The sequence below is a fragment of the Pedobacter sp. 10L46_2 genome (assembly GCF_056395165.1).
Genome location: NZ_JBFTIZ010000263.1, coordinates 1 through 5,867, shown reverse-complemented (window position 1 = coordinate 5,867; position 5,867 = coordinate 1). Strand labels below are relative to the sequence as shown.

At 36.4% G+C, this 5,867-nt stretch carries 6 protein-coding genes; 2 read left to right on the top strand and 4 right to left on the bottom strand.

Annotated elements, in window-relative coordinates; translation table 11 throughout:
* A partial coding sequence (locus AC1DDX_RS21655; protein ID WP_477622578.1) for an SGNH/GDSL hydrolase family protein occupies positions 1-566 on the bottom strand: 566 nt, incomplete at its 3' end.
* 276 nt (positions 567-842) lie between these two features.
* On the opposite strand from AC1DDX_RS21655, the gene AC1DDX_RS21650 reads away from it, so the two are divergent.
* Together AC1DDX_RS21650 and AC1DDX_RS21645 are read left to right on the top strand one after the other, a co-directional pair.
* Positions 843-1,778 (top strand): D-2-hydroxyacid dehydrogenase family protein, encoded by a 936-nt coding sequence (locus tag AC1DDX_RS21650; RefSeq protein ID WP_288879491.1) that lies wholly within the window; start codon positions 843-845, stop codon positions 1,776-1,778.
* A gap of 88 nt (positions 1,779-1,866) precedes the next feature.
* Entirely contained in the window at positions 1,867-2,709 is an 843-nt protein-coding gene (locus tag AC1DDX_RS21645; RefSeq protein WP_477622577.1) for a VOC family protein, read from the top strand.
* A gap of 76 nt (positions 2,710-2,785) precedes the next feature.
* On the opposite strand, the gene AC1DDX_RS21640 is transcribed toward AC1DDX_RS21645, so the two are convergent.
* From AC1DDX_RS21640 to AC1DDX_RS21630, 3 genes are all read right to left on the bottom strand, one after another.
* The gene (locus tag AC1DDX_RS21640; RefSeq protein WP_477622576.1) at positions 2,786-4,396 is read right to left on the bottom strand and encodes a hypothetical protein; all 1,611 of its coding nucleotides are present in this window, start codon (positions 4,394-4,396) and stop codon (positions 2,786-2,788) included.
* Between the two features lie 120 nt (positions 4,397-4,516).
* On the bottom strand, positions 4,517-5,452 hold the full coding sequence (locus AC1DDX_RS21635) for an NAD-dependent epimerase/dehydratase family protein (RefSeq protein WP_288879488.1): 936 nt from the start codon (positions 5,450-5,452) through the stop codon (positions 4,517-4,519).
* 90 nt (positions 5,453-5,542) lie between these two features.
* A partial coding sequence (locus AC1DDX_RS21630; RefSeq protein ID WP_477622575.1) for a Crp/Fnr family transcriptional regulator occupies positions 5,543-5,867 on the bottom strand: 325 nt, incomplete at its 5' end.

Below are 5,867 nucleotides of genomic sequence, written 5' to 3'. Positions count from 1 at the left end.
AGATCCTCGAATGCAATTGGCGAAACGATGGCCAATTGAGGAGTAGAAACACCGTTGTACTGCTGTTTTAAAGTATGTTTAATAAAGGCATCAAGTTCGGCCTTGTAATTTTCAAGGCCCTTTGGCCCTTCAAAAGATTCATTGTATCCAAAGAACGCAATAACTACATCGGCTTTTAGTCTGGTAAGCCATTGATCTTCGGTTTCAAAATGACCCTCGCTATCTGAATTGTTGGCAAGCTCTGTTTGGAATTTTTCTGCTCCAGGAAAGGCCCATGGCGACACTCTGCTGGCATGTGGCCGGAAACCAGGAGTATTCCCTCCATCACACATATTTCTTATATACAAGTTGAGCTCTGGATATCGCAAATGCATTTCTGTTTCGAAATGTCCATAGTTCATCATTCTTGATCCCAAATTGTTTCCTATAAGGACAATGTGAGTCCCTTTCTTTAATTGGAGCGGAGTAGTGCTTGTTGGTGTGAATTGCAGGGTAAAGAGCGCAATTACAACACCCGCCAAAATTGTAAGAGTAACCTTGGTTCTCTTTTTTGCGAATCTGATCATCTGATATTATATAGTACCTAACAAGTACTAAATATAACTTTTTATGCTATACAATTTAACAGTGTCTTAATAAATTCAAGAATTGAGTTGTTATAACTATCAATACTATCAGTCTGAATTGAAATTCTAATTAGTTCTTTGATCTAAAAGATCATATTTGCTTGCTTATCGGTTTTATTTGAATCATTTGTAACTTCTTCGTGATGTCTCTCTGACAGTAGAACTATTTATTCCTAATTTTAATCACAGACTTACACTTCATAAAAAATTACAACAATGAAAACACTTCCCCAAATCGCCATATTGGATGATTATCAAAATGTAGCTTTTTCATTTGGCGATTGGACCAACGTTCATAAAAAGGCCGACATTACCGTATTCAATCACCATATGGCTTCGCAAGAAGAAGTTATACGGACCTTGCAGCCATTTCAGGCCATCTGTGTAATGCGCGAAAGGACACCTTTGTCAAGAGAAATCTTATCTAGTTTACCTAATTTGAAGCTTATTGTTTCAACAGGCAGACGTAATGCCTCCATAGATGCAAAAGCTGCAGAAGAATTGGGGATTGCCATTTCAATTACCGGATATCATGCTAGTGGCGCGCCGGAAATAACCTGGGCACTATTGCTGGCAATGGCAAGAAATGTTGTTGCAGAATCGACAGCTTTAAGAGAGGGTAACTGGCAAAGAGAAGTGGGGGTGGATTTAAAAGGGAAAATTATTGGGGTTATTGGTTTAGGCAATATTGGAAGTACAATAGCTCGTTATGCAAAGGCTTTTGAGATGGAGGTGATTGCCTGGAGTGAAAACCTTACTTTAGAGAAGGCAAATGAACATGGCGTAAGACTGGTTAGTAAAGAAGAACTATTTAAAACGGCCGACTTTGTGACCCTACATTTAGTATTAAGCTCGCGCTCCAGAAACATTGTAACTTCATCAGAACTTAATTTAATGAAATCAACTGCTTACCTTATCAATACATCGAGAGGCCCCCTTGTAAATGAGGCTGACTTGATTAATGTATTGGTAAACAATAAAATTGCAGGAGCGGCTTTAGATGTTTACGATACTGAACCACTGCCAGCTGAGCATCCTTTTCGTAGGCTAGATAATGTGTTGGCTACACCTCATATTGGTTATGTAACAAAGGATACTTACAAGATCTTTTATGAGGATACCATTAGTAGACTAGAAGAATGGTTGTCATAATTTACCCCTTTTATTGTCGGTTATGCCCATCATAGAATCTGTTTAAGTATAGTATCTTAGTATAAGTAAATATTTAAACCTTTAGACTATGAAAAATTTAATTTATCCTTGTTWAACCATCAGAGGTAAGATTGCAGAAGCATCAGATTTTTATATCCAGACTTTTGGAGAAGGAAAAATCAGTCAAACCTCTCCATTCGTGATACAAATTGAATTAAGCGGACAAAAGTTTATGTTGCTTAATGATGGGCCAACTTCATCACCTAACCCATCCATTTCATTCATGGTCATCTGCGAAAGCGAAGAAGAAACAGAAAGATACTGGAATAAATTGATGGAAGGTGGCAGTGCCTTAATGGCGCTTGATAGCTACGATTGGAGCCCTAAATATGGCTGGGTACAAGATAAATATGGTGTATCTTGGCAGGTGTACACCGGAGATAAAAGTCAGACTCCTCAAAAGTTTTGTCCTACATTAATGTTTACAGGTGATAACGCTGGTAAAGCAGAAAAAGCAGTTCATTTTTACACGGACCTGTTTCCTCAATCCAATATCCAGGGCGTGCTAAAATATAGTAAGGAAGATGATGATAATGAAGAATTTGTAAAGCATGCCCAATTTAAGATCAAGGATTTTGTAGCTATGGCGATGGATAGTTCAGCCAATCATGGTTTTGGTTTTACTGATGTAATATCTTTGGTTGTGGAATGTGAAAATCAGGAAGAAATTGATAAATACTGGGGTCAGTTAACGGCCAATGGAGGTAAAGAAGTGGCCTGTGGCTGGTTAACTGACCCGTTTGGGATAAGCTGGCAAATTATACCTAAAGCATTAAGTAAATTGGTTAGCGATCCTGTTCGTGGCCAGAGGGTAATGGGGGCATTAATGAAAATGAAAAAACTGATAATTGCAGATTTAGAAAATGCGTAACAATATATATAATCGTAGAAGAAAATCAGAGGTTTTCTTCTACGATTATTTTTTTAACCAGATTCAGTTCAATTTATTAATTTAAGTTTACAGGTATTGTTTTAGTTATAGTGGGAACTGATAGACCGTTTTCATAAAATTTGACGGTTAAAGTTGCCGTCTTTGAAGGAAGAGTTCCAGTAGTAAAAGTAATTGTATTTAATCCAACCGTAGAGGTCTCTAAAATTGCCTTGTTTTTTGTCGGATAAGATATAGCCCAATTTTTATTTGTACCTAATAGCTCTGATAACTCACCAGCATCAGCTGTTACTTCCACTCTGAATTTTAGAGCGCTCTCAACTAAATTAGCGGATATTTCAAATATATTATTGTTAAGCGTAGTAGTAGTCGAATTCAGGATGTTTTTACCTTTGTATATCGTTGAACCCAGTGCTGGATATTCGATTAAATCAAAGGATTTGATGTAAGAAGTTGATTTTTTAAATTGATCCAAATAGCTAAGATTTATTTTATTAAGTATAGAATCCGGATATAGTGCAGTGTATTTAGCTTTTACCTGATTGATTACCTTGGTCGTATCTAAATAATATAGGTGAGTCATGATACTATTACCCAAAGAAACATCGTTCAGCAGACCATCAGTTTTTAAATCTTCTGCAATATCGTTTAGAATTTCAGTCAGCTCACCGTCTGATCTAAACCCAACTAGCATTGTGGATAACGAGAGCAAAATATTACTTCTACTTGAGGATCCAATTAGATTTACCTTTTCTGCTCTTTTAATCCCAGGGTTTTGAATACCAAAAACACTCAAAACTTCATTTACTGATTGAATTTTTGCATCATTAAAGGACTTTCCCTGATCAATTAAGTATTTTACCCTTGGTTCTTCCAGAGCAGTAAGAATGTTGACATTGACTGCTTCAGACGTATTGATCTTTACAAGACCGGATAATGATATTTGAGAGGAGGAGTTCTTACCTGATACTTCGTTGAAATAGAAGCCAGAAGAAACAACTCTAACATTTTTGCCCTTAAGATTTTTAACCCTCAGACTAAATGATCCATAATTATCGGTAATTGTACTATTAAAACTTCTGCCTGTTTGAGTTAATGTTGAGTCCATCTCGAATAGATATAAAATTGAACCTTTTAAGAATCCGCCCTTTTCAATTTTTCCATTTATTTCTTGTGTGCTCTCTCCATTTTTCAATTCTTCTAAATCGGCGGCCATCTTTGTTATTGCCGATTGTAATTCCCTTGTAGCTGTCGCAGTGGCTTTTTGTTCGGTATCAATTTTATTTATCGTTTCACCTAATTGAGTGATTGTAGTTTTTAAAGACTCTAGTTGTATAATAGTAGCTGCTTGTTGAAGCGATGTTTTTAAGTTAGCTATGTCAACAGAATTGGTAACTCCGCCATTTTTTATTTCATTAGTAAGGGTCGATAGGTCAGATGTTAGAGCTTTTAAGGAATTAATCTCATCGGAGTTTAGTTTACCTTGTTGTTGCAAAATGGTAAGATTAGAATTGATATTGCCAATTTGATTTTCGATACCAGAAACTCTAGACTCTAATTCAGCGATCTGCCTTTTAAGATCTTCATCATTTTTTTTGCACGAAATTAATAGCGATAAGCTTGTTGCAAGAAATAAAAAGGCAATAATTTTATAAGATTTTGAGAGCATATGTTTTTTTCCGTAAAAATATATATTTATTCAATAAAATAGCTTAATAATGAAAATATTTTAATCGACTTAAACTATCGTTCCTTAATGTATTTGTGAGAATATTAACAATGTGGATTTTTATTTTGCCCGGTATAAAGTCTCTGACATGTGCTTTATTCCTTCTTTATAACTGGTGGGTTTTATCTTAAATGTATTTTCAAATTTTGAAGAATTGAAATTGTAGTCATGATCATATTGATAATACATCTCTACAGTTCCGGCTACAATTTTTTTAAATAAACCAACCAGCTGAAGCATAAATTTATTAATAGTAGTGTGAGCAGGCTTTACCCCATAAATTTCGGCAGCCAATGTTATAAATTCCTTTCCTGTTATTGGTGCAGCAGTAGGCAAATGCCATATCTGATTATCAGAATCTGGTGTTTGCCCTAAAAGATACATTGCTTTGCCAGTATCAGGTATGTAAGTGAAATTGTGTAACACTTTCGGGTCGCCAATCCATTGTGCAGATGTTTTTTTTGCATACTTATCTAATACCATCATATCCAGAAAACTATTCATAGAATCTGTACCATAAAAATCTGCAGCCCGGGCAATTGTAGCTTGTATGTTTCCTGCTTTAACCTCCTCCATCAGTTGTGTAGCTATACGCGCCCTAACTTCACCTTTCACACTAATTGGGTTGTATGGTGTTGTCTCAAGCATGGGACCTTTAACCAGCCCGTACATATACACATTGTCGAAAAATATTAACCTCGCCTGCGTTTCTTTTGATGCGTTAATCAGGTTCTGCATAATTACTGGCCATTGTTGCTGCCATATGGTTTTATCATAAATCAGACCTGCGCACATGTAAACTACAGCAGAACCTTTTACAGCAGCCAATACCTCTGCATAGTTTAACAGATCAGCTTTTTGCCAGGTAACGTTGGTACCTGTAACTTTAAGTGGCCTGCGACTTACCAGGCGAATAGTTTCATTAGGATTATGGTTTAATAATTCTTTTGTAAGCGCGTTTGCTGTTGGCCCGCCGGCACCTAATATAGTATGCATGTCTTTTCGATTTGTATGATACAAATATAGCTGAGGTCTGTAAACCAAAACGTTAACAAAAGATAAGAAATTAATTATGGGTGCCTGGAGTTAGGCGTATATTAAAGTCCTTTTTCTTATCCGCGAAAGTGACACAGGTGTAATGCCCAAAAAATTGGCAACATAATGTTGTGGTACACGTTGCATAATTTCAGGCGTTGTTTCGAGCATTTTAAGATAACGTTCTTCAGGAGTTTCAGTAATAAAAGATGTGATCCTGTCTTCGTAACAGCAGATGTAATGTTCTGCAACCAATCGGCCGAAACGTTCCATCTTGTAGCCCAATAATGGATGATTAAGCATCAGGTCCATGTTTTTACGGGAAATAAGTATCAGTCCCGTTTGTTCAAGCGCTTGTATGTATCCAGTGCAGGGG

What these genes read in the sequence shown, in the direction of transcription:
- AC1DDX_RS21650 (WP_288879491.1), top strand. Translation starts at nt 843, where the DNA reads ATGAAAACACTTCCCCAAATCGCCATATTGGATGATTATCAAAATGTA.
- AC1DDX_RS21640 (WP_477622576.1), bottom strand. Translation starts at nt 4,396, where the DNA reads ATGCTCTCAAAATCTTATAAAATTATTGCCTTTTTATTTCTTGCAACA.
- AC1DDX_RS21635 (WP_288879488.1), bottom strand. Translation starts at nt 5,452, where the DNA reads ATGCATACTATATTAGGTGCCGGCGGGCCAACAGCAAACGCGCTTACA.